Source organism: Desertibaculum subflavum (assembly GCA_003576705.1).
GTDB lineage: Bacteria > Pseudomonadota > Alphaproteobacteria > Ferrovibrionales > Ferrovibrionaceae > Desertibaculum > Desertibaculum subflavum.
Window position 1 is genome coordinate 21,620 of the sequence record QOZS01000032.1, and the last position, 22,625, is coordinate 44,244.

Annotated in this window: 23 protein-coding genes; 12 read left to right on the forward strand and 11 right to left on the reverse strand. The window is 68.6% G+C overall.

Going from position 1 to position 22,625, the window contains the following annotated elements; genetic code table 11:
- The first annotated feature begins 21 nt into the window (after window positions 1-21).
- The 6 genes from DT074_RS17035 to DT074_RS17060 all read left to right on the forward strand — a co-directional run bounded on the left by DT074_RS17035 (window position 22) and on the right by DT074_RS17060 (window position 5,085).
- Window positions 22-1,620: a DHA2 family efflux MFS transporter permease subunit gene (locus tag DT074_RS17035; RefSeq protein ID WP_368744736.1), complete on the forward strand. Its 1,599-nt coding sequence runs from the start codon at window positions 22-24 to the stop codon at window positions 1,618-1,620.
- 1 nt (window position 1,621) lies between these two features.
- Entirely contained in the window at window positions 1,622-2,284 is a 663-nt protein-coding gene (locus DT074_RS17040; protein WP_119421058.1) for a TetR/AcrR family transcriptional regulator, read from the forward strand.
- A gap of 31 nt (window positions 2,285-2,315) precedes the next feature.
- Complete coding sequence (locus DT074_RS17045; protein ID WP_119421059.1) at window positions 2,316-2,603, forward strand: type II toxin-antitoxin system RelE/ParE family toxin; 288 nt, start codon at window positions 2,316-2,318, stop codon at window positions 2,601-2,603.
- Between the two features lie 5 nt (window positions 2,604-2,608).
- Complete coding sequence (locus tag DT074_RS17050; protein WP_119421060.1) at window positions 2,609-2,896, forward strand: HigA family addiction module antitoxin; 288 nt, start codon at window positions 2,609-2,611, stop codon at window positions 2,894-2,896.
- A gap of 61 nt (window positions 2,897-2,957) precedes the next feature.
- Complete coding sequence (locus DT074_RS17055) at window positions 2,958-3,590, forward strand: hypothetical protein (protein WP_119421061.1); 633 nt, start codon at window positions 2,958-2,960, stop codon at window positions 3,588-3,590.
- A 1-nt stretch (window position 3,591) separates the two neighbouring features.
- A complete protein-coding gene (locus DT074_RS17060; protein ID WP_119421062.1) occupies window positions 3,592-5,085 on the forward strand; it encodes a S1 family peptidase in 1,494 nt (497 codons plus the stop codon).
- Window positions 5,086-5,106: 21 nt separating this feature from the next.
- Here DT074_RS17060 and DT074_RS17065 read toward each other — a convergent pair whose 3' ends face one another.
- Complete coding sequence (locus DT074_RS17065) at window positions 5,107-5,346, reverse strand: hypothetical protein (protein WP_119421100.1); 240 nt, start codon at window positions 5,344-5,346, stop codon at window positions 5,107-5,109.
- A gap of 337 nt (window positions 5,347-5,683) precedes the next feature.
- Here DT074_RS17065 and DT074_RS17070 point away from each other — a divergent pair, with 337 nt between their 5' ends.
- From DT074_RS17070 to DT074_RS17080, 3 genes are all read left to right on the forward strand, one after another.
- Window positions 5,684-7,195 carry a sensor histidine kinase gene (locus DT074_RS17070; protein WP_119421063.1) on the forward strand — a complete coding sequence of 504 codons (1,512 nt, stop codon included), beginning with the start codon at window positions 5,684-5,686 and terminating at the stop codon, window positions 7,193-7,195.
- 59 nt (window positions 7,196-7,254) lie between these two features.
- The gene (gene mce, locus DT074_RS17075; protein WP_119421064.1) at window positions 7,255-7,683 is read left to right on the forward strand and encodes a methylmalonyl-CoA epimerase; all 429 of its coding nucleotides are present in this window, start codon (window positions 7,255-7,257) and stop codon (window positions 7,681-7,683) included.
- A gap of 121 nt (window positions 7,684-7,804) precedes the next feature.
- Complete coding sequence (locus DT074_RS17080) at window positions 7,805-9,211, forward strand: EAL domain-containing protein (protein WP_119421065.1); 1,407 nt, start codon at window positions 7,805-7,807, stop codon at window positions 9,209-9,211.
- A 63-nt stretch (window positions 9,212-9,274) separates the two neighbouring features.
- Here DT074_RS17080 and DT074_RS17085 read toward each other — a convergent pair whose 3' ends face one another.
- From DT074_RS17085 to mnmE, 5 genes are read right to left on the reverse strand one after another with little or no spacing between them, the layout of a single operon-like run.
- Window positions 9,275-10,183: a ParB/RepB/Spo0J family partition protein gene (locus DT074_RS17085; RefSeq protein ID WP_119421066.1), complete on the reverse strand. Its 909-nt coding sequence runs from the start codon at window positions 10,181-10,183 to the stop codon at window positions 9,275-9,277.
- 25 nt (window positions 10,184-10,208) lie between these two features.
- Window positions 10,209-11,036, reverse strand: a complete 828-nt coding sequence (locus tag DT074_RS17090; protein WP_368744738.1) for a ParA family protein — start codon at window positions 11,034-11,036, stop codon at window positions 10,209-10,211.
- Complete coding sequence (gene rsmG / locus DT074_RS17095) at window positions 11,017-11,634, reverse strand: 16S rRNA (guanine(527)-N(7))-methyltransferase RsmG (protein ID WP_119421067.1); 618 nt, start codon at window positions 11,632-11,634, stop codon at window positions 11,017-11,019. Before rsmG ends, DT074_RS17090 begins: the two co-directional genes overlap by 20 nt.
- A complete protein-coding gene (gene mnmG, locus DT074_RS17100; RefSeq protein WP_119421068.1) occupies window positions 11,634-13,511 on the reverse strand; it encodes a tRNA uridine-5-carboxymethylaminomethyl(34) synthesis enzyme MnmG in 1,878 nt (625 codons plus the stop codon). The genes rsmG and mnmG overlap by 1 nt, the downstream gene beginning before the upstream one ends.
- Before the next feature lie 49 nt (window positions 13,512-13,560).
- The gene (gene mnmE, locus DT074_RS17105; protein ID WP_119421069.1) at window positions 13,561-14,904 is read right to left on the reverse strand and encodes a tRNA uridine-5-carboxymethylaminomethyl(34) synthesis GTPase MnmE; all 1,344 of its coding nucleotides are present in this window, start codon (window positions 14,902-14,904) and stop codon (window positions 13,561-13,563) included.
- A gap of 42 nt (window positions 14,905-14,946) precedes the next feature.
- Between mnmE and DT074_RS17110 the strand changes: the two genes are divergently transcribed.
- Window positions 14,947-15,546 carry a P-loop nucleotide/nucleoside kinase family protein gene (locus DT074_RS17110; protein WP_368744739.1) on the forward strand — a complete coding sequence of 200 codons (600 nt, stop codon included), beginning with the start codon at window positions 14,947-14,949 and terminating at the stop codon, window positions 15,544-15,546.
- A 3-nt stretch (window positions 15,547-15,549) separates the two neighbouring features.
- Here the strand turns inward: DT074_RS17110 and DT074_RS17115 are convergent, their stop codons facing one another.
- The 5 genes from DT074_RS17115 to DT074_RS17135 form a co-directional block, all read right to left on the reverse strand.
- Window positions 15,550-15,942: a (2Fe-2S) ferredoxin domain-containing protein gene (locus DT074_RS17115; RefSeq protein ID WP_119421071.1), complete on the reverse strand. Its 393-nt coding sequence runs from the start codon at window positions 15,940-15,942 to the stop codon at window positions 15,550-15,552.
- A 16-nt stretch (window positions 15,943-15,958) separates the two neighbouring features.
- On the reverse strand, window positions 15,959-16,219 hold the full coding sequence (locus tag DT074_RS17120; protein ID WP_119421072.1) for a DUF6489 family protein: 261 nt from the start codon (window positions 16,217-16,219) through the stop codon (window positions 15,959-15,961).
- 92 nt (window positions 16,220-16,311) lie between these two features.
- The gene (locus tag DT074_RS17125) at window positions 16,312-17,556 is read right to left on the reverse strand and encodes an MFS transporter (protein ID WP_162914965.1); all 1,245 of its coding nucleotides are present in this window, start codon (window positions 17,554-17,556) and stop codon (window positions 16,312-16,314) included.
- 337 nt (window positions 17,557-17,893) lie between these two features.
- Complete coding sequence (locus DT074_RS17130) at window positions 17,894-19,201, reverse strand: polyhydroxyalkanoate depolymerase (protein WP_119421074.1); 1,308 nt, start codon at window positions 19,199-19,201, stop codon at window positions 17,894-17,896.
- Window positions 19,202-19,279: 78 nt separating this feature from the next.
- On the reverse strand, window positions 19,280-20,164 hold the full coding sequence (locus DT074_RS17135; RefSeq protein ID WP_368744740.1) for a pyruvate, water dikinase regulatory protein: 885 nt from the start codon (window positions 20,162-20,164) through the stop codon (window positions 19,280-19,282).
- Between the two features lie 477 nt (window positions 20,165-20,641).
- On the opposite strand from DT074_RS17135, the gene hemE reads away from it, so the two are divergent.
- Together hemE and hemH are read left to right on the forward strand one after the other, a co-directional pair.
- Window positions 20,642-21,601 carry a uroporphyrinogen decarboxylase gene (hemE, locus tag DT074_RS17140; RefSeq protein WP_438503691.1) on the forward strand — a complete coding sequence of 320 codons (960 nt, stop codon included), beginning with the start codon at window positions 20,642-20,644 and terminating at the stop codon, window positions 21,599-21,601.
- Window positions 21,598-22,623 carry a ferrochelatase gene (gene hemH, locus DT074_RS17145; RefSeq protein WP_119421076.1) on the forward strand — a complete coding sequence of 342 codons (1,026 nt, stop codon included), beginning with the start codon at window positions 21,598-21,600 and terminating at the stop codon, window positions 22,621-22,623. Before hemE ends, hemH begins: the two co-directional genes overlap by 4 nt.
- Window positions 22,624-22,625: the final 2 nt, after the last annotated feature.

The following is a 22,625-nucleotide window of genomic DNA, read 5'->3' on the forward strand; positions in this document are numbered from 1 at the left end:
AGGTAGACGCCGCACGGCGCCATGACCGCCCCGCATCCCTCCACCCTGCCGCCGGCGCCGCAGAGCGGGCGCTATGGCGTGCTGACGCCGGCCTTCGGCGGCGGGCGGATGCTGGCCGGCTATATCGCCATGGTGTTCGGGTTGTTCATGGCGATCCTGGACATCCAGATCGTCTCTTCCTCGCTGGCCGAGATCCAGGCCGGCCTCTCCGCCACGCCGGACGAGATCAGCTGGGTGCAGTCGTCCTACCTGATCGCCGAAGTGATCATGATCCCACTGTCGGGCTACCTGTCGCGGCTGCTCTCGACGCGGATCCTGTTCGTGCTCTCGGCCGCGAGCTTCACCATTGCCTCGGTCGCCTGCGCCTTCGCCACCTCGCTGGAAGCGATGATCGTGGCGCGCGCGGCGCAGGGCTTCCTCGGCGGCGCCATGATCCCGACCGTGTTCGCCGCAAGCTTCATGCTCTATCCCGGCGAGCGGCGGGTGCGCGCCTCGGTGATCGTCGGCCTGGTCGCCACCTTGGCGCCGACCATCGGACCGACCTTGGGCGGCTGGATCACCGATTGGCTCTCCTGGCACTGGTTGTTCCTGATCAACGTGGTGCCGGGGATCTGTATCTGCATCGCGGTCTGGCTGTTCGCCGATCTCGACCGGCCGGACTGGTCGCTGCTCAGGAACATCGATTTCGCCGGCCTGGTCGGCATGGCGCTGTTCCTCGGCAGCCTGGAATACGTGCTGGAGGAGGGGCCCCGGAACGACTGGCTGGAGGACCCGTCGATCTTCGACTTCACCGTCGTCGCGGTGGTGGGCGGCCTGATCTTCTTCTGGCGCACCTTCACGGCGAAGAATCCGATCGTCGACCTGCGCCCCTTCACCGACCGCAACTTCGCCACCGGCACCATCTTCGGCTTCACCTTGGGCGTCGCGCTCTACGGTCTCGTCTACGTGCTGCCGCTCTACCTCGCCCAGGTGCGCCATCTCACAGCGGCGCAGATCGGCGAGATCCTGTTCGTCACCGGCGCCTGCCAGTTCATCGTCGCGCCGCTAGCCGGCCGGCTGACCCAGGCGATCGATGCGCGGCTGATCCTCACCCTCGGCTTCGCGCTGCTCGGGATCTCGACCTGGCAGATGACGCATGTGACCAACGAGTGGGAATTCCACGAGCTGCTCTGGCCGCAGGTCTGGCGCGGTATCGGGCTGATGCTCTGCATCGTGCCGATCAACTTTCTCGCTCTCGGCACGCTTCCGCCGCCGCTGCTCAAGAGCGCGGCCGGGCTCTACAACCTGACGCGCAATCTGGGCGGCGCCTTCGGCATCGCCATCATCAACTCGCTGTTGATCGATGCGCGGGCCGAGCACTGGACCACGCTCTCGGCCAAGGTGACGCCCGGCGCGCCGGAAGTGCAGGCCTTCCTCGACCGCGTCACCGCCCGGATGGGCGACATGATTCCGGGCGATGCCGAGCTCGCGGCCATGAAGCGGCTGGTCGGCCTGGCGCAGCAGCAGGTGCTGGTGATGAGCTTCGCCGACACCTTCGCCGCGCTGACGGCGGCGTTCTTCGGCGTCGCCGCCGCGGTCTGGCTGATGCGCAAACCCGCACCGGCGCCGGGAGGGGCGTGAGATGACAGCACATCTCGATCCACCCGAATTCCCCGCGCGCCGCGGCCGCAAGCCCGACCAGAAGAAGCGCGAAGCGATTTTCGACGCGGCGCATCGCCTGTTCATGACCCGCGGCTATGCCGCCAGCGTGGATGCGATCGCGGCCGAAGCCGGCGTCTCCAAGCAGACCGTCTACAAGGCCTTCCCGGCCAAGGTGGAGCTGTTCGCCGCCATCGCGGGGCGCATCTCCGACGGCATCGTGGCGCCGCTCGACCAGGCGCATGCCGACGCGCTGAGCCCGGCCGAGGTGCTGACCGAGCTGTCGCGCCACATCTTCGAAGTGGTCTATGCCGACAGCTCGATCGCCCTGCACCGCGTGCTGATCGCCGAGCGGGCGCAGTTCCCGGAACTGGCCGAGACCTTCTACCGCGTCGGCCCCGGCGCGACGCGCGTGCGCCTCGCCGAATACCTCGCCCGCGAAACCGCGCGCGGCCGGCTCAGGACACCCGAGCCCGACGTCGCCGCCGAGCACTTCCTCGGCATGCTGACCGGCCACAGCTACATGCGCCGCCTGCTCGGGCTGGAGGCCGCGCTGACCGATACGGAGAAGGCGCGACGGATCGAGGCGGCGGTGAGGGGATTCCTGCGGGCTTATAGGGCGCAGGATACTGCCATCGATCGTTGATATTCACCGCGTAGCATCGTACGTTTTTGCCGTGATCCGGTCGTGGCGCAACGCGGCGAGCCGCAAGGTCTGGGAAGGCGAGCGGCCGAACCAATTCCGCGGGCTCGACCACGCCGCCGCGGTCGATCTATTGCTGGCCTTGAATGTGGCTACTGCATTGCGTGATCTAAACCCTTTGAGCAGCGTGGGTCTGCACAAGCTGAAGGGCAATCGCAAGGGTCAGTGGGCCATGACGGTGAACGGTCCGTGGCGCATCTGTTTCGAGTTTCGCGCCGGCGATGCCTGCGAGGTCGAGATAGTCGATTATCACAAAGGATGATACCGATGCCTCCTGCCGTACACCCCGGTCGCCTGCTGAGGCGCGAGCTGGCAGCCCGCGGCTTGAGCGCCAATCGACTCGCCATTGCGCTCGGCGTGCCATCGGGCCGAATCACCGACATCCTGAACGGGCGGCGCGCTATCAGCGCCGACACTGCCGTGCGGCTCGGGCGGTTCTTCGGCAACCGGCCGCAATTCTGGCTCGATCTGCAGAGCCAGTACGAGATTGCCCAGGTCGAGCGCGACCACGGCCCGGCGATCCGGAAGCGCGTGCAGCCGGCCGACGCGGCCTGAGCGGCGCCTTCGCCCTCCCGCTGACAAATGCTAACCTTCCGCTTCGGCGGGAGGTTCTTGCATGGCGACAGCGCGCGACACGGGCGAGGCGGTCGACTGGGCCGGCGGGGTGGCGCTGGGGTTGCTGCTCGGGCTGCTGATCGGCCTGTCCGTCACGCCCGTTGTTTCCATCGTCGTCACCGCGCTGGTCGGGCTGCTCGCGGGCTTGTTCGGGCTGGGTGAGAAGAGCGCGCTCGGGATCTCCGCCGCCGGCGCGCGGCGGCTGGCGGCGTTCGGCTTCGCTGCGGTCATCGCCACGCCGATCGCGATCTGGCTGCGCACGCATGATGTGCTGGCGCCGTCGCTGGCCGATCAGCGCGCGACGCTGCGCGAGATCGGCTATGCCGATGGCTCGCCCGAGCAGAAGGAGATGCTGCGCTTCCTGCGCTATGGCATCGCGCCGGCCGGCAGCACCGTCACCGCGGAGGCCTCGCGCGGCGCGACGGCGCGCGGCGGCGTGCTCTATGCCGGCAATCCGGCCGCGCTCTGCGGGCGGCTGATGCAGGCCGGCGCGACGCCGGACCTGCTGCTGCAGCTCGACAACGCCGGCGATGCGAAGCTGCGTGACATGGCCACGCGCATCCGTGCCCTGCCGCCCGAGAAGCAGACGCCGGCGCTGGATTTTGCCCGCATCTTCCTCTGCGAGGGCGGCTGAGATGCGTGGGGCCGCGCTGATCGCCGCGCTGGCGCTGCTCGCCGGCAGCGCGGCGGCGCAGCAGCAAGAAGGCCCGAGCTTCGCCGCGCGCGAGGCGGCGCTGAAATCGCTGGTGCATGTGGCGGCCGAGGATTGCGCCGACGGCTCCGCCCGGGCCGGCAGCGGCTTTGCCTTCGAGCAGCCGGGCCGCGTCGTGACCGCGCATCATGTGGTCGGCGGCTGCCGCCGCGTCACCGTCACCTATGAAGGCGCGCCACAAGGCACGGCGCGGCAGAAGCCGGCGCAGATCGCGCGTGTGCTGGCGGTGAGCGACCTCGCCCTGCTGGAAGTGAGCGGCGCGCCGCCTGTGCCGGTGCTGCGGCTCGCGCCGCCGCCGCCCGACCGGGCGAAATCCTATGCCGGCTTCGGCTATCAGAACGGTCAGCTCACCGCCGGCGACCAGCTGGTCACCTTCTCCACCGGGCAGAGCCGGCTCGCCGACATCCTGCCGCCGGAGGCGCAGCAGGAGCTGGCCCGCGCCGGCTCGCGCATCGACACGCGGCGCGACGTGCTGCGCTTCAACGTGGCGCTGCAGCCCGGCATGTCGGGCGGTCCGATCATCAACGGGCAAGGCCAGGTCGTCGGCATCGTCGCCGGCGGGCTGAAGGCGGGCGCGGCGCCGGCGAGCTGGGGCTGGCCGGCGGAATGGGTGGCCGATCTGCTGCGCTCCAACGACGCGCGCGAGCAGCCGGTGCGGGTCGCCGGCACCTACTACTCGCTGAGCGACATGCGCGCGGTGGCGCAGGCCGAGGCGAGCGGGCGGCGCATGCGCTGCGGCCAGCTCGATTTCGAGTTCCGCGGCACGCGGCGCTTCGCCGATGTGGCGCGCGGGTCGGACGATCATCCGCGCCTGGAATACCTGCTGCAGATCGGCGGCCAGCCGCGCGCGGCGATCGATGCGCTCGCCTTCGACATCTGGGTGCATCGCGAGAGCGGCGCCACCGCCGTGGTGCCGTCGGGCTATCCGATGCAGAACCAGGGCGAGGTCTGTGTGGTGCGGTCGGCCACCGGGCCGTTCCTGCAGGTGGTCTGGGGCGTGCCGGCCTTCACCCAGCTGCAGGCCTCGCAGGCCTCGATCTTCTTCGAGCAGCGGGTGATGTATCCGCTGGCGCCGTATAATTTCGGCTTCGAGATCGATCCGGCGCTGACCACCCAAGGCCCGCAATTCCGCGACAACGGCATGGTGTTCAACCGCAAGGGCTTCACCCAGCCCAAGGTCTATTGGGTGCCCGGCATGCCGTTCCCGCCGCTGGCCCATTCGTTCGAGACGCTGATCGCGAAATCCGGCTCGTTCCTCGGCGTCGGCACGCTGAACAACGACATGCCGCAGGGCCAGCTGCAGCGCTTCTGCCTGCAGGGCGGCCAGATGCCGGCTTGCCCGGCGGTGCTCGCCAATATCGTGGAATGGACCCGCTTCATCCTGGCGACCCAGCTCTCAACCTATCCGGCTACCTGAGGCGGATCCGTCCGCGGCGGGTCAGTCGCCTTCGCCGCCGGCTTGCCCATCGCCGTCGCCGGCCAGCATGCCGAAATCCTTCGACCGTGCGTCCTCGTCGGCGATGACGAACCCCTCGCCCGCGAGGCCGCGCTTCAGCAGCTCCCGGACGGCGGCGGCCCGGCTCGGCATGCGGCGGGCGAAACGCCAGTCGTCCAAGGCCCGCAGCTCTTCACGGGTCAGCATGATCTGCAGGCGCTCGCCCCTCGACAAGCCGTTCACGTCCAGCCCCTTGCTTCCCTTCACGATCCTCAACCCCCGCTCCGCGCGAGGCCGTGTCGGATCGCCTCGCCGGCCAAGCTAACGCGCATCCCGTGAAAGGGTTGCACTTTGCGCCTTTTACTCATTTTTGTCAAATTACTACGATGACTCATCCTCTTCCAAAGTAGTGAGCAGCCCCATTTTAATAATTTCCGCTACAGACTGCAAAGGCGAGCTAAACACTTGGTAAATCATTGTTTAGATCGAGTTATTTCACAGGAATCTCCGAGTCCTGACCTTGCCGGGTTTGGTCGACCGGCCTAATGTTGTCTTGTGGGGTCGGAGAAAGGACGGGGAGATGACAGCCTCGATTCCGCTCGGCGACTTGATCGGGTCGGTCGCATCCGCCCAAGCAGTTGAAGCAGCGAACGTCTTCCTTATGCGGCCCGACCGGCGCGGCATCAGGGAAGGCGTGCCGCCCGCACTTTCCCTCGGCGCCGAGCTGTTGGCCATTGCGCGCGAGGTCGCGGCCGCGACCCGCTTTGCCGGTCGGATCGATCTGGCCGATGCGCGGGCCGTGCCACCCGCCCGCCCCGACGCGCTGCCCTCGCTGACCCTGCTGGTGGCCGAGGCGGTGCGGAATGCCGTCCGGCATGCCCACCCTTCCGGTGTTGCCGGCATCATCCGCCTGGGCTGTCGGCGCGTCCCCACCGGTGAGATGGTGGTGGAGATCCAGGACGACGGCGTCGGCCTGCCCGAGGGTTTCGACGAGGCGCGGCATGGCGGCGGCTTCCGGCTGATGCGCGCCGCGGCGGCGCGGCTCGGCGCGGCGATGACCTATCGCTCCTCGCCGCTCGGATTGCGGCTGCGCTTCCGGCTGCCGGCATCGGTGCTCTCTCGACCGGAAGCAACGGCGGCCGACGCCCTGCTCGAAGCCTTGCCGACCGGCATCTATCTCACCGACGCGGCCGGCGGCATCACCTGGTTCAATCGCGCTGCCGCCACGATCTGGGGCCGCCGTCCGGCGCCGGGCGAGAAGTGGTGCGGATCGTGGAAGCTGCACGATGCGGAAGGTCGGCCGCTGGCGCATGCCGATTGCCCGATGGCGGTGGCGTTGCGCGAGCGCCGCGAGCTCAGCGGCGCCGAAGCGACGGTCGAGCGCCCGGATGGCAGCCGCGTGCCGTTGATGGTGTTCCCCACGCTGCTGCGCAATGCCGCCGGCGAGGTCACCGGCGCGGCGAACCTGATGGTCGAGATCGGCGAGCGCAAGCGCGTCGAGCAGCGCCAGCAGCTGCTCAGCGGCGAGCTGCAGCATCGGGTGAAGAACCTGTTCGCAATCACCCGCGCGGTCGTGGCGCAGAGCCTGCGCGGCGCCGGCGCCGACATCGCGCGCGGCACGGTGCTCGGCCGGCTGCAGGCGCTGGCGGCGAACTACGACCGGCTGAGCGCCAGCGGCTGGAGCGGTGCCGCGCTGGGCGATGTGGTGCGCGACGCGCTCGAAGCGTTCGGCGATCGCGTCGCGATCGATGGGCCGGAGGTCACGCTCAATCCGCGCGCGGCGCAGAGCTTCGCACTGGCCGTGCACGAGCTTGCCACCAACGCGGCGAAGCACGGCGCGCTGTCGGCGCAGGGCGGTCGCGTCATCGTCACCTGGGGCATCGACGGCGAGGGCAGCGCGCTGCGCTTTCGGTGGGTCGAGGTCGGCGGGCCCGCGGTCACGCCGCCGGTACAGAAGGGCTTCGGCAGCGTGATGCTGGAGCAGGTGATGGCACAGGATTTCGGCCGCGCACCGGAAATACGGTTCGCCCCGGCCGGCCTGACCTACGAGCTGGTCGCCGGCCTCGACCACATCTCGCCGGCGCCGGCTTGACCGCGCGCGCGGGACGGCTAAGACCTGGGCCAAGCGAACAAGCTCCGGAGATCCGCGCCATGATCGGCCGCCTGAACCATGTCGGCGTCGCCACGCCGTCGATCGACGAATCGGTGAAGCTCTATCGCGACGTGCTGGGCGCCACCAGCATCACCGAGAAATGGGCCATGCCCGAACAGGGCGTGTGGGTCTGCTTCGTCAACCTGCCGAATTCGCAGATCGAGCTGATCGAGCCCTATGGCGACAGCTCGCCGATCACGGGCTTCCTGGCCAAGAACCCGCTCGGCGGCCAGCACCATGTCTGCTTCGAGGTGGACGACATCATCGCCGCGCGCGACGAGATGCGGGCCAAGGGCGCGACGGTGCTCGGCACCGGCGAGCCCCGCATCGGCGCGCATGGCGTGCCGGTCATCTTCGTGCATCCGAAGAATATGGGCGGCGTGCTGGTCGAGCTGATGCTGAAGCCGCCCGCCCAGGCCGCCCATTGACCGCGGCAGACCGAGCGCGGCCATAGGGTTACCGCGCCGCAACCTCGCTTCTTAAGAAAACCTTCACGCCGCCTCTGCAATCTCTTGCATTGTTGGAGATTGTAAGAGCAACGCTGGTCGGATGACCTCCCACCACGACCCGATGTCGCGCCAGCTGCGCCGGGCATTGGCCGCGCTGTTCGGGCGCCTGCAGACCGCCGTGGCGCCGCCCGCGCCGCGATCGGCCGCGCGCGCCGCCAAGCCGATCGAACCCGACGCCTTCCCCCAGGCCTTGTTGGAGCAGCTGCGCAAGAGCGGCTCCGTGCTGGCCGGCCGGGTGCAGCTGATCGGGCTGGAGAAGGTCCGCGACAGTCTGGGTAATCGCTGGGAGGAGAAGCGCGACCACGTGCTCTCCATCGCCACCCAGATCATCAAAGAGCAGATGGCGAGCCCGGATTACTGGCGCGCGGTCGGCGAAGCCAGCTTCCTGCTGGTCTTCGCCCGGGCCAGCCGGGCCGAGGCCGAGCTCCGCACCGCCACCATGCTGGACCGCATCCATCGCCGCCTGCTCGGCGAAGGCGCACCGTTCGACCAGATCGAGGTCAAGACGCTGGTGGTCGAGGTCGACGGCCGGGTTGCCTTCCGCGAGGTCGACGCGGTCGAGATCCTGACCCGGGCGCTGGCCGAGGAAGAGCGCGCCGCCCAGGTGGTGCCGGCGCCTACCGGCGCCGATCCGCTGATGCCGCCGTCGCTGCGCTTCCGCTACCGGCCGATCTGGCAGGTGCGGCAGGGCGTGGTCGACACCTATCAATGCGTCGCCGAGGCGGTGCTGCCGGATGGCCGGCTGCTGCGCGACTATCGCGTCCTGCCGGGCGGTCTGCGCTCCTCGCTGGTCAGCGAACTGGACGAGCGCGGCCTGAAGCGCGCCGTCGCCGATCTGACCGAACTTGCGCGCGCCGCGCCGGATGGCCTGCCCACCGTGGCGGTGACCGTGCATTGCCGAACGCTGGAGACGCCGGCGGCCCGGCAGGCCTATCTCAAGCTCTGCAACGAGATCCCGGAGAAGCTCCGGCAGCACCTGGTGTTCGAAGTGGCGGCGCTGCCCGCCTTCGCGCCGGAGAGCCGGGTGCACAACTTCGCCTTCCTGCTGCGCGCCTTCAGCCGGGCGCTGGTGCTGCGCGTGCAGGAGCCGAACCAGTACCCGGCCTCGCTGCGCGCGCTCGGCATTCACGCGCTTTGCCTCGCCCTCGACGAGGTGCCGGGGGTCGCGGAAACCGATCCGGACGGCTTCGATACCCTGGTCCGGTTCCACAGCGCGTCGCGGCGTTCCGGCTGCGCCACCGTCGCGCGGGGGCTGGGCTCGACGCGGCTCGCCGCGGCCGCGCTCGCCGCCGGCTTCGATTTCCTGGCCGGCGAAGCGCTGCTGGGGATGCACGAAAAACCCGGCGCGGTCGAGAAGTACACTTTGAACGACTTCGAAATGCTGGCCGCCACCGCGATGGACGCCAAAAAGCTGATCGCTGCCGGAAATTGGAAGAAATCCCAGTAGCGTCGCGTGGAACCGCGCGACAGCTGGCTGCGCAGCTTGTTTGGGAAACGAAACGATCAGCTGTTAGAGCGGGTCCTCGGGCGGTCGATTGTCGTTCGTTACAGTGACGGATTGAGTCAGCCGCTCGCATAGCGCCTGCAGCTGGTCGAGTGACTGATAGCTGATCTGCACCGTCCCGCGGCCGTTACGGTCGTGAACCGACACTTTGAATCCCAGGCTTTCCGTCAGGGATCGCTCCAGCGCGGCGGTGTTCGGGTCCGGTGCCTTCGGCGCCCGGGCGGCGTGCGGCCCTTTGGCCGGCGCCGCCGCCTCGGCTTCGCGCACGCTCATCTCGCCTTCGATCATGCGCTCGGCGAAGCGCTCCGGATCGGCCGTGCGGAGCGCCGCCCGGGCATGGCCGGCGGTCAGCTTGCCCTCGCGGATCCATTCCCGCACCCGCGACGGCAGTCCGAGCAGGCGGAGCGTGTTCGCCACATGGCTGCGGCTCTTGCCGACCACATCGGCCACCGCGTCCTGGGTATAGCCGAATTCCTCCATCAGGCGTTTATAGGCCTCGCCCTCCTCCACCGCGTTCAGGTCCTTGCGCTGGACGTTCTCGACGATGGCGATCTCGAGCGTCTCGCGGTCGGTCAGGTCGCGCAGCAGCACCGGCACTTCGTGCAGCGGCACCCGCTGCGCCGCACGCCAGCGCCGTTCGCCGGCCACGATCTCGTAGACATTGGGCTCCGCCGTCGGCCGCACCACGATCGGCTGCACGATCCCCACTTCGCGGATGGAGTTCGACAGCTCTTCCAGTGATTCCGGGGAGAAATCCCGCCGCGGCTGCAGTCGGCTGGGCCGCAGGAACTCGATCGGCAGGGTGCCGGTCGGCTTCGGCCGCGGCGCCGCCGCAGGTGCCGCTTCCACATTGTCGCCGAGCAGCGCCGAGAGGCCGCGGCCGAGCCCCTTCCTGCGCGCGCTGTCATCGGCCATGGCTGCCTCGCTCACTGTCGCTGCCTCAAGCTGCCTGTTCGGTCGTCCGCGCCCGCTCCTGGCGCAGCAGCTCGCCGGCCAGCCGCATATAGGCTTCGCTGCCAGGGCAGCGATAGTCGTAGATCAGCGCCGGCTTGCCATGGCTCGGCGCCTCCGAGATGCGCACGTTGCGCGGGATCACCGTCTGATAGACCTTGGCCCCGAGATGGGCACGCACATCGCGCGCGACCTGGTCGCAGAGGTTGTTGCGCCGGTCGAACATGGTCAGCACCACGCCCTGGATGTCGAGGCCGGGATTGAGCGTGTGGCGCACCCGCTCGATCGTCTTCAGCAGCAGCGACAGGCCTTCGAGGGCAAAGAACTCGCATTGCAACGGCACCAGCACCGCATCCGCCGCCACCATCGCGTTGAGGCTGAGCAGGTTCAGCGAGGGCGGGCAATCGACCAGGATATAGGCATAGTCCAGCGGCTTCTTGGTCGGCCCGACCTGCCGGTCGATGGCGTCGCGCAGACGGTGCGCGCGGCGCTCCATCTCCACCAGCTCGAGTTCGGCGCCGGAGAGGTCGATGGTCGACGGCACGATGTCGAGATTGGGGATCCCGCTCGGCACCGCCGCGTCGACCAGATCCGCCTCGCCCAGCAGCACTTCGTAGATCGACGTGCTGCGCGCGTGCCGGCCGATACCGAGCCCGGTCGAGGCATTGCCCTGCGGGTCCATGTCGAGGATCAGGGTGCGCATGCCCACGGCGGCGAGCGCGGTGGCCAGGTTGATCGCCGTCGTGGTCTTGCCGACGCCGCCCTTCTGGTTGGCCAGCGCCAGCACCCGCGGCTTCTCAATGATCGGCGTCAGCACGCGAAAGTCCTCCCACGCGCAGGACAACCCCCGAGGGGTCCGAGCGGCTCGGCAGCCGCTCCGTGGTGAATCTCCAACATTTCGCGGCTTCCGTCAATTCGGCGTCTATATCTTGGCCTTTGAGGAACAGGCCCAAGGTGTTGGGGGTCCAGAACCGCGCCGCCGCTGCCAGCAGACGGCCGAGCGGCGCGAAGGCGCGCGCGGTCACCACGTCGGCGGCGAGACCCTCCACCGCTTCGATCCGCGCCACATGTACCGTTACGGCGGCGCCGGTGACCCGCGCCGCCTCGCGGAGGAAGGCGGCCTTGCGCGCGTCGGACTCGATCAGATGCACGCCCTGCACGCCCATGATCGCGAGCACGAGCCCGGGAAAGCCGGCGCCGGAGCCGAGATCCACCAGGCATTGCGTGTCGTCCGGCACCAGCGGCCGGAGCTGCGCCGAATCCAGCATGTGGCGGCGCCAGAGATCCGGCAGCGTCTTCGCACCGACGAGATTGATCGCCTTCTGCCAGCGGCGCAGCGATTCCGCATAGGCCTCCAGCCGTTCCCGTGTTTCACGTGAAACACCGGTCGCCGCCTGGAACTCGCCCGCGTCCATCAGGCCGACCGCCGCCGGCCCTCCTTCTTCACGTGGGCGAGCAGCGCGACGAGCGCCGCCGGCGTGATGCCCGGCAGGCGCGCCGCCTGGCCGAGGGTCACCGGCCGGGCGCGACCCAGCCGTTCCTGCATCTCCGCCGAAAGGCCGCCGACCGCGGCATAGTCGAGGCCGGCCGGCAGCTTCAGCTCCTCGTCGCGGCGGAAGGCCAGGATATCAGCCTCCTGGCGGTCGAGATAGCCGGCGTAGCCGGCATCGATCTCGACCTGCTCCACCACATCGGCCCGGATTCCCTGGAGATCGGGCCAGATGCGGCAGAGATCGGCCCAGGAAACCTGCGGATAGCCGAGCAGGTCGAAAGCCGAGCGGGCGACGCCGTCCTGATTCAACGCCAAGCCGAAGCCCTGCGCCTTGGAGGGTGAGATGGTCAGCTTGGCCAGCTTTTCCCGCGCCGCGGCCAGGGCGGAGCTCTTGGCCGCGAAATGCGTCGCCCGCTCGGTGCCGACGCAGCCCCATTGCAGGCCGAGACCGGTCAGCCGCTGGTCGGCATTGTCCGCCCGCAATTTCAGCCGGTACTCGGCCCGCGAGGTGAACATGCGATAGGGCTCGGTGACGCCGCGCGTCACCAGATCGTCGATCAGCACGCCGATATAGGCGTCGGCCCGGCCCAGCACGAAGCCCTCGCCCGCCGCGCCGGCGCCCGCGGCACGGCGGGCGGCGTTCAGCCCGGCCATCAGGCCCTGTGCCCCGGCCTCCTCGTATCCCGTGGTGCCGTTGATCTGCCCGGCCATGAACAGGCCGGCGATCCGCTTGGTCTCGAGCGTCGGATAGAGTTCGCGGGGGTCGACATGGTCGTATTCGATGGCATAGCCGGGCCGGAACATCGCCGCCCGTTCCAGGCCCGGGATGGTCTTCAGGATCTCGGCCTGCACGTCGCGCGGCAGCGAGGTGGAAATGCCGTTCGGGTATACGGTCGGATCGTCCAGCCCTTCCGGCTCCAGGAAGATCTGGTGCCGGTCGCGATGGCCGAAGCGGACGACCTTGTCCTCGACCGAGGGGCAATAGCGCGGCCCCACCCCCTCGATCTGGCCGGAAAACAGCGGCGCCCGGTGCAGGTTGGCCCGGATCAGCTCGGCCGTCGCCGACGTGGTCCAGGTGATGTGGCAATCCACCTGCGGCGTCGATATGCCATCGTTGAGGAAGGAGAACGGCACCGGCGGCCGGTCGCCGGCCTGGCGCTCCAGGGCCGCCCAGTCGATGGTGCGGCCGTCGAGGCGCGGCGGCGTGCCGGTCTTGAGCCGCCCGAGGGCAAAGCCGGCCCGGTCCAATGTCGCGGACAGGCCGATCGCCGGCGCATCGCCGGCCCGGCCGGCCGGAAAGCGCTCCTCGCCGATATGGATCAGCCCGCGCAGGAAGGTGCCGGTGGTCAGCACCACGGCGCCGGCCCGGATCGTATCGCCCTCGCCCGTCACCACCCCGGCGACCCGGCCATTGGCGATCACCAAGTCCTCGGCCGCCGCCGCGCGGATTTCCAGATTGGCCTGCTCCGCCAACAGCTTCTGCATGGCGGCGCGGTACAGCTTGCGGTCCGCCTGGGCCCGCGGCCCGCGCACTGCCGGGCCCTTGGAGCGGTTGAGCAGGCGGAACTGGATGCCGGCGGTATCGGCCGCGCGGCCCATCACGCCGTCCAGGGCGTCGATCTCGCGCACCAGATGGCCCTTGCCGACACCACCGAAGGCCGGGTTGCAGGACATTTCGCCAATCGTCTCGATCTTGTGGGTCAGCAGCAGGGTGCGGGCGCCTAGGCGCGCCGATGCCGCCGCCGCCTCGCAGCCGGCATGCCCGCCGCCGATCACCACCACGTCGTAGCCGCCGCTCATCTTCGTCTCACTCCACTGTTTCACGTGAAACAGCGCCCACTTGCCCAAATCACTTCCCGATACAAAACTCGCGGAACACCACGTCCAGCACGTCCTCGACATCGACCCGGCCGGTAATCCGGCCGATCGCCCGGGCCGCCAGGCGGACATCCTCCGCCACCAGTTCCGGCGCCGCGCCGTTCAGCGCGCGGTCGACCGCGGCCCTGCATTCCTCCAGCGCCGCCCGGTGCCGCGCCCGGGTGATGGCCGGGTGATAGGCGGCGCTCTCCAGCCGCTGTCGGACTTCCGCCGTCAGGCCCTCGATCAGCGCCGGCATGCCGCTGCCGGTCTTGACCGAGACCGGGTAGATCGCCGGCGCGGCGCCGTCAATACCGCGCAGCTTGAGATCGGCCTGTTTGAGGTCAGTCTTGTTGATCACCACCAGGGCGTTGCGATCGATCAGCTGGGCCACGCCCTCCAGACTGCCGCCGGCCTCGACCACGATCAGCTTGAGGTCGGCCGCCGCGCCGCGCGCCTTGGCCCGGCGCACGCCCTCGGCCTCGATCGGGTCGCCGGCCTCGCGCAGGCCCGCCGTGTCGGCCACCACGACAGGGTAGCCGCCGAGATCGAGATGGCATTCCAGCACGTCGCGGGTGGTGCCGGCGATGGCCGAGACGATGGCCGCATCGCGTTTCGCTAAAGCATTGAGAAGACTGGATTTTCCGGCATTCGGCGGGCCCAGTATGGCGATCTGGATGCCGTCGCGAAGGCGTTCGCCGCGGGCGCCGTCGGTCAGGTGGGTGGCGAGCGCGATCTCGAGCCCGGCCAACACCGGCATGACGGAGGCCAGCGCCTTGTCCTGCGGCACATCGCCTTCGTCGGGGAAGTCGAGCTCCGCCTCGAGCCGGGCCAGCACCGCCACCAGCCCGCCGCGCCAGGTCTCGTACAGCCTGCCGAGCGCGCCTTCCATCTGGCGCAGCGCCTGGCGGCGCTGGGCCTCCGTTTCGGCATCGACAAGGTCGGCGAGGCCTTCGGCCTCGGTCAGGTCCATCTTGTTGTTCTGGAAGGCACGCCGGCTGAACTCGCCGGGCTCCGCCGGGCGCAGGCCGGGGATCCGGCCCAGCGCATCGCAAACGGCGCGGATCACCGCCGGCCCGCCATGCACATGCAGCTCGGCCACGTCCTCCCCGGTGAAGCTCGCCGGCGCCGGGAACCAGAGGCAGAGCCCGCGATCGATGCTGCTGTCGCCGTCGTAGAAATCGGCGCGGCGCGCCTTGCGCGGCGGCGGCAGGTCGTCGCGCCCGGCCAGCTGCCGCAAGGCCTGGCCCGCGGCCGGGCCGGAAATCCGGATCACCGCAATGCCGGCGCGCCCCAGTCCGGACGCGAGCGCAAAAATGGTGCCCTGTGACGCCATTCGCCGTAGGTGACGCAAAATGCGACGCAAATCCAGAGACCTTTGCGCCATCTGTACAAAATACAACTTTCTTACCGAGCCGGGGCAGAAATTGCGCTATACTACGGTATGCATCTGATCGTCCTCTTCGGCCTTCCCGGCGTGGGCAAGCTTACGGTGGCGGAGCGTCTGGCCAAAGCGACTGGCTTCAAGCTGTTCCACAATCATCTGGTGGTCGACACCCTGCTCGCCGCCTTCGAGTTCGGCAGCCCGCCCTTCGTCGAGTTGCGCGAGAATTTCTGGCTCTCCGTATTCGACCGTGCGGCACGCGACAGCTCCGCCGGCTTGATCTTCACCTTCGCCCCGGAAGCGACCGTGCGCGACACGTTCATTCCGGAGCTGCAGCGCACGGTTTCCGCCCGCGGCGGCAGAGTGTCGTTCGTCGAACTCACCTGCCCGCTCGACATCCTGCGCGCGCGCATCGACGCGCCGTCGCGCCAGCGCGGCGGCAAGCTCGTCTCCGTCGAACTGTTCGATCAGCTGCGCGCGGCCGGCGCGTTCGATCGGCCGCTCATGCCGAAGCCCGACCTCGTGATCGACACGTCGATCATGGCGCCGGAGCAGGCCGCTTCGACGATCGCGGCCAAACTGCTGGCTGGCTGACCGTCAGCCCTTCGCCGCCAGCTTTTCCTTGGCCAGCTTGGCCGGCGTCTGATCCGGGGTCAGCATCAAGCGCGTGACGCGCCTGCCTTCGACGAGATGCGTCAGCAGCACCTCATCCACATCGGCCTCGGTCTTCACCGCGTACCAGATGCCCTCCGGATAGATCACCATGGTGGGGCCGAGCTCGCAGCGGTCGAGGCAGCCCGACTGATTGATCCGCACCTTGTTGAGCCCGAGCGCTTTCGCGCGGCTCTTCATGTAATCGCGCAGCGCCTCGGACCCACGCGCCTTGCAACAGCCGCGCGGGTGATCGGGCGCGCGCTCGTTGACGCAGACGAAGACGTGGGCGTCGAAATAGGGGCCCGGATCGTCCGGGCGCGTGCGATTGCTGCTCATCTCTGCTGGGCTGTCCTCACTTGTCCTTTTTCTGCTGGCCCCAATCGGCCGCCTGGGCGACCTGGTTCCAGAACAGCTTCTGCATCTCGCCGAGCCCCTGCATGGAGGCCGGCAGCCAGGTCCTCAACATGGTCTCCGGATCGGTGGCGGCAAGCGCCTGCGACATGCGCTGCTTGATCTCGTCCATCAGCGCCGCCTGCATGGGCGCGACGTCCGGCAGGCCGAGAAAGGCGCGCGCCTCGGCCGGTGTGCAGTCGATATCCACCTTGATCTTCATGGCCGGGCTCCGGTCGCGGCTCGCGCTCGCATCGGGCCCACTCTGGCCGCAAGCCGGCCGGACTGGCAAGCGCGGCGGTCAGGCGCCCGATTCTAAGAACGACGGGGACCGATCAGGACAACGCCGGCGGCGAAGCTCATCAGTCCCGCGGCGACCAGATGCGGCAGGGCGTAGGAGCCGTTGAGATCGCGCAGCCAGCCGAGCAAGCCGGGACCGAAGGCGTAGGTGACCTGGTTGATCGCCGTGAGCAGCGAAATGACGCGGGCGAAATCGCGCGGCGCAAACTCGCGCTGCACAATCAGGCTGGGGAAGGTGATCAAGTTGCCGACGCCGAGCCCGAACACGATGCAGGCGCCGAACACCACGGCCGGATCGGAGCTCGCCACCATGGTGGCCAGCGCCGCCACCTGCATGGCGAGGCAGCCCGCCGCGGCGTAGCGCGGCTGCAGGCGGTCGATGAAGAGCCCGGCGACCACACGGCCGACCACGGCGGCGATCGACGCGGCGCTGACGCAGATGCCGGCCATGGCCGGTCCCATCAGCGGCTGAAGATAAGCCAGCATGTGGATGATGAAGCCGACCTGCGCCAACAGGCCGGCGGCGAACGGCACCGTGATGGTCCAGAACTGCCGGTGGCGCATGATCTCCGGCCGGCTCAGTGCCGGCGCCGGCGCGGCGCTGCGGACGGCCGGCGCCGGGGCGCCGTCGGGATGCAGGCCGAGCGCCGCGGGGCCGCGATGCAGCCAGAGCAGGATCAGCGGGTAGAGCAACAACGCCATCGTCGCGACCGCGGCGATGAGCGCCGTCGCGAGGCCCCAGAGCTGGATCATCGCGATCAGCGCCGGGCCTACGACGATGCCGCCGGTGGAAGCGCCGTTCAGCGCGAGGCTCACGGCAAGGCCGCGCTTCCGGTCGAACCACGGCGCGAGGATAGCGTTGACCGCCGCCATGCTCATGCCGCACCAGCCGATCGACATCAGCAGGAAGCCCGGCGCCAGCTGCCAGACCTCATGCGCCAGCAGCAGCGTCAGCACACCCGCGCCCATCGACGCCGCAGTGACACTGACGACGAGGCGCGGGCCGAAACGCTCGATCGCGTCACCGACCATGAAGATGATGCCAGCGCCGGCGACGTAATAGAGCGTGATGAAGGCGGAGACATCGCCGATCGCCCAGCCGTGCTTCTCGACCAGTGCGGCGAGATAGACGCTCGGCCCGTAGAAGCCGAGGCCCCAGCCGAAGGTCGCGATCAGGAAGGCGAGGAGGACGATCTTCCAGCCGTGGTATAGGCCGCTCCGCCGTGCGCGCGCTTGAAGCCGATGCGAAGGTAAATCCACGTTCACAAACACCACGCCGTCCGGTCTAGGCCCCGGTCTAGGCCATGAGCCAATCTAGGCGCGGCCAGCGACCGATCCTATCTTCGCGTGCATTGGGTCGCGGTTATTTTGGTCTGCACCCAATCATTTCAGTCCAGAGTGCATTCTTGCGTACCGACGGGCCGCCTTGCTCCCCCTCCCCCCAAGGCGGCCCGTTTTTATTTTGCGCGACGCTTCCTCCCAACAGACACAGACCGTCATGCCCGTGCTCGTCACGGGCATCCACGACTTGCCGCAGCGCTGCCGATAGACGTGGATGGCCGGGCCAAGCCCGGCCAAGACGAAAGGTTGATGCCTGCTACTCCGCCGCTTGCGGCATCGCGCGGTCGGTGCGGCGGCGGCGCGGCGGGTTCACGGCGATGATGCGGTCGCGTGCGCTGCCGATCTCGCGGTCATATTCGCGGATGAAGGCCTTGATGCGCGGTGCGATCTCGCGCCGCCACTTGCCGCCGTTGAAGACGCCGTAATGGCCGGCATCCTTCTGCATGTAATAGCGCTTGGCGCTGGAGGTCAGGCCGGTGGTCAGCTTCAGTGCCGCCTTGGTCTGGCCGACGCCGCAGATATCGTCGAGCTCGCCTTCGACGCATAGCAGCGCCGTGCGGTCGATCATGCGCGGATCGACCGGATGCCAGCGCGCCACCATCTCGCCCTTCGGCAGCGCGTGGTCCTGGAACACCGTCTTGACCGTCTGCAGATAGAACTCGGCCGGCAGGTCCATGACGGCGAGATACTCGTCGTAGAAGGCGCGCTTCTGTGCCGCCGCCTCCTCGTCGCCCTGCACCAAGTGGTCGAACAGCTGGTGCATGGATTCACGGTGCCGGTCCAGGTTCATCGACACGAAGTTGGTGAGCTGGATGAAGCCCGGATAGACGCGCCGCATCGCGCCCGGATAGGGCGGCGGCACGGTCTGGATCACGTTCTCCTCGAACCAGTCGATGGAATGCTCCTGGGCCAGCTTGTTCACCGCGGTCGGGTTTTCGCGCGTGTCGATCGGCCCGCCGATCATGGTCAAGGTGGCCGGCACGCAGAGATCGCCCCACATCGACATCACCGAGACCGCGGCGAAGACCGGCACCGCCGGCTGGCACACCGCGATGACATGCGTGTTGGGGCCGAGGAAATGCAGGAAGTCCATCACATAGTCGATGTAGTCGGCCAGGTTGAACCGGTCCGAGGTGACCGGGATCATGCGCGCATCGAGCCAATCGGTGATGTAGACGTCGTGGTCCGGCAGCATCGCCTCCACCGTGCCGCGCAGCAGCGTCGCGTAATGCCCCGACATCGGCGCCACGATCAGCAGCTTCGGGTCCTGCCGCTCGGTCGCGCGGTTGAAATGCAGCAGGTGGCAGTAGGCGCGCTTGATCACCGCCTCTTCGGTCACCGCCACCTTGCGCCCGTCGATCTCGGTCTCGCCGAGGCCCCAGGCCGGCTTGCCATAGCGCCGTGTCAGCTGTTCGAAGATCGAGGCGGCCGAAGCCATGTTGCGGCCAAGCGGCGTGCCGGCGAAGAGGTTGAACGGATTGTTGAGAAGCTTGGTTACCCCGTCATTCATCATACGAGCCGGCAGCAGCGCCAAGTGCTGCATCTCGTGCAGAAAATAGAGCATCCGACACTTCCTTCCCGGCACAGGGCCGGACAATGTCGGATCACGCTACGCGGGCGGGGTTAACGGGCCCGTAGCGGCCTATTCGTCACCACGACTTGTTGCGCCAAGGCCCTCGCCAGCCTCTTCCTGCCGCCGGGCATAGAGGTTGAGAATCGATGCCGCGGTCTCCTCGATCGAGCGTCGCGTCACGTCGATCACCGGCCAGCCATGCTGGCTGAACAGGCGACGCGCGGACGCGACCTCCTCCTTGACCAGCTCGAGATCGACATAGTCCGTGTCATTCTTCTGGTTCAATGCCAGCAGCCGATTCCGCCGCACCTGCACCAAGCGCTCCGGGTTGGTGGTCAGCGCGACGATCAGCGGCTTGCGCAGGCCCGCCAGCTCGGGCGGCGCCGGCATGTTCGGGATTAGCGGGATGTTCGCCGTCTTCAGCCCGCGATTGGCGAGGTAGATGCTGGTCGGCGTCTTCGAAGTCCGCGAGACGCCGACCAGCACGATATCCGCCTCTTCGAGATCGACCAGTCCCTGGCCGTCGTCATGCGCCATGCTGAACTGCATGGCATCGATGCGGCGGAAATATTCGCGGTCCATCACATGCTGGCGCCCGGGCAGCGCGCGGCTCTGCGCGCCGAGATAGTGGCCGAGACCGTCCAGCACCGGCGCCAGCACATCCACCGCCGGCAGATGCTGCTTGCGTGCGCCCTGCACCAGCGTCTTGCGCACCTCCGCGTTCACCACCGTGAACATGACGATGCCGGGATGCGCATGAATGGCCTGCAGCACGCGCTCGGCCTGCGTCTTGGTCCGCACCAGCGCCCAGAGATGCACTTCGGCCTCCGCCGAATCCTCGAACTGCACCAGTGCCGCCTTGGCGATCGCCGAGAGCGTCTCGCCGGTCGCGTCGGAAACCAGATGCAGATGAAAGCGTTTCATCTGCTGTGCCGGTTCGCTGTCGTGCCGCATCGGCATGTCATCCACAGGGAGGCAGGGGAAAAGTCAGGGACGAAGGCGGAATATGCGCTGGGTTAGCCGCTCGCGCGGGTTCGCTCAACCCTGTCGATGATTCTATCCGCTCGGTCGCCGGCCGGGGGATAGAATCTGCAGCCATCCCGCCGACCGGGGACAAGCGCTTCCGCCATACCTACCGGCGCATCTCATCCACGCAATCCACGCTATCCAGAGACGTCGGTTCGACCTCTTGCAGAACGAACAGCTGAGAGCAACGCACAGCCGAAGCTGCAGCGGCATCTCATCCACATGACGCTGTGGAGCGTAGAACCGTGACGGTAATCCCCGATTCCCACCCCTCCTACCACCACCACCACCTTTCTCTTTCTAGAGAGACTCTTTAAGGAAGTAGGAAAGGCAGGCGCTGTGAACGCATCCCCTCTCATTCGCACATTGAAAGGCGAACGTGTCGATCCGGTGCCAGTCTGGCTGATGCGCCAGGCTGGGCGGTATCTGCCGGACTATCGCGCGACGCGGGCGAAGGCCCGCGGCTTTCTGGATTTCTGCCTGACGCCCAAGCTGGCGATCGAGGCGACGCTGCAGCCGGTCGATCGCTTCGGCATGGACGCGGCCATTCTGTTCGCCGATCTGCCGCTGCCGGCATTGGGCCTCGGCCGCGCGCTCGACTACCGCGACGGCGAAGGGCCGGTGCTGGAGCCGTTGACCGACGGCGAGGCGGTGAAGCGCCTCGATATCGCTGGTGTGCGGCGCGTGCTCGCGCCGGTCTTCGAGACGGTGGCCGGCGTGCGCGCGAAGCTTCCACGCGAAGTGGCGCTAATCGGGTTTGCCGGCGCGCCTTGGACCTTGGCCTGCTACATGGTGCAAGGCCGCGGCAGCGCGGAATTCGCCGCGCCGCGGCGCTGGGCTTGGCGCGACCCGGAAAGCTTCGCCGCGCTGATCGACCGTCTGACGGAAGCCACGATCGAGTATCTGTGCGGGCAGATCGAGGCCGGGGCCGACGCGGTGCAGCTGTTCGACAGCTGGGCCGGCCTGCTGCCCGAAGAGGAGTTCCGCCGCTGGTGCGTCGAGCCGGTGTGCAGGATCCGCGCCGCATTGGCGCAGCATCATCCCGGCGTGCCTGTGATCGCGTTTCCGCGGGGTGCCGGCCAGCTCTATCAGGGCTATGCGGCGGCGACGGGCGTGGATGCGGTCGCCATCGATCAGACGGTTCCCGTCGGCTGGGCGGCGGCCTGGATCCAGCCGCAGGCCTGCGTGCAGGGCAATCTCGACCCGCAGCTCGTGGTCGCTGGCGGGCCGGCTCTGCCGGCCGAGGTGCGGCGCATCCGTGCCGGCCTCGCCGGCGGCGCGCACGTGTTCAATCTCGGCCACGGCCTGGTGCCGGACACGCCGCCCGAACATGTCGCTGCGCTGGTCACGGAGCTCCGCCGGTGAGCCGCACCGCCGTCGTACTGTTCAATCTCGGCGGGCCGGACAGCCTGGATGCGGTCAAGCCGTTCCTGGTGAACCTGTTCTCCGACCCTGCCATCCTGCGCGTGCCGGGCCTCGTGCGCGGGTTGCTGGCGCGGCTGATCGCCGGGCGCCGGGCGCCGATCGCGCGCGAGATCTATCGCAAGCTCGGCGGCCGCTCGCCGATCCTGCCGCAGACCGAAGCGCAGGCGGCGGCGCTGAAAGCGGCGCTGGGCGGCGAGGCGGAGGTTGTGATCGCCATGCGTTACTGGCGGCCCTTCGCCGCCGATGCCGCCGCGCGCGTCGCCGCCTTCCGGCCCGACCGCATCGTGCTGCTGCCGCTCTATCCGCAATTCTCTACCACTACGACGGCATCGTCGCTCAGCGACTGGCACCGGGCGGCCAAGGCGGTGGGGATCGGTCACCTGCCACAGCACACGATCTGCTGCTACCCGGGCGAGCCGGGATTCGTCGCCACGCAGGCCGAGGCCATTGGCGCCGCGCTGGACCAGGTGCCGCCCGGCATGCCGGTGCGGGTGCTGTTCTCCGCCCATGGCCTGCCGAAGCGCATCGTCGACGACGGCGACCCCTATCCGCATCTGGTCGAGCGCACCGCGGCTGCCATCGTGGCCCGGCTGGCGCGGCCGGGCCTCGACTGGCTGGTCTCCTACCAGAGCCGGGTCGGGCCGCTGGAATGGATCGGGCCATCGACCGATGCCGAAATCGACCGCGCCGGCCGCGACAAGACGGCCCTGGTGGTGGCGCCGATCGCCTTCGTGTCGGAGCATTCCGAGACGCTGGTCGAGCTCGACATCGAGTACCGGCACCGTGCCGAGGAGGAAGGCGTGCCGCTTTATCTGCGGGTGCCCACCGCCGGCGTCGCGCCCGATTTCATTGCCGGCCTCGCCGGCCTCGTGCGCGAGGCGCTCGGGCGGCCGGGGGTCGCCCCGTATGGCGGCCGGCGCTTCTGCCCGACCGCCTGCGGCCGTTGCCCGGTTCCGGGCTAGGC